The sequence below is a fragment of the Vibrio sp. 1078-1 genome (assembly GCF_033340475.1).
In genome coordinates, this window is record NZ_JAWOWM010000615.1 from 1 (window position 1) to 590 (window position 590).

A 590-nucleotide genomic window follows, 5' to 3' on the forward strand; every position below is an offset into this window, starting at 1 on the left:
CCTGCTGCGGATCATTCTGGTTCTCGCCTGACTTTGAGCATCAATGACCAGTTCATTGAGGCGTTTAACTTAACCACAAAAGGCCAAGGTGGTGAGTCTAACCGTGTGCGTGTTCCTCTATTAGATGACAGTATTCTGAGTGGCGATGCGCTTGTTCGTATTCCGGCCTTTAAAGTTGGCAGTAAAAACCAAATCGAGTTTGAGTTTGGCTTTGCGTCGGTGACCGATGGTCAATGTCAGGTGACGCAACCAAGTAAGCAATACGCGGTCATTGATGGTGACTCTACGGTTGATTTTAGTGGTTTCCCTCACTACATCGAAATGCCAAATATGCGCGCTTTTGCTACTTCTGGTTTCCCTTACACTCGCATGGCCGATTTGTCAGAAACTGCGATTGTTGTTCCAGAGAGAGCTCCAAAAGAAGTGTTGCAGACCTTCTTAAACGTCATGGGGTCGTTAGGGCGTGATTCTGGGTACCCAGGTATTCAGGTGCTTTTGACAGACAAATGGAATGCTGAGCAACTAAAAGATAAAGACATCCTGACGATCGGTGTTGTGGATGCACTAGAAGAAGCCGCTAATAATCCTGA

Annotated in this window: 1 protein-coding gene; it reads left to right on the forward strand. The window is 46.6% G+C overall.

Annotated features, from left to right (window positions below; all coding sequences use genetic code 11):
• Positions 1 to 590, forward strand: a 590-nt coding sequence (locus R7190_RS29120) for a cellulose biosynthesis cyclic di-GMP-binding regulatory protein BcsB (protein WP_318138100.1), incomplete at both ends; no start/stop codon positions are given.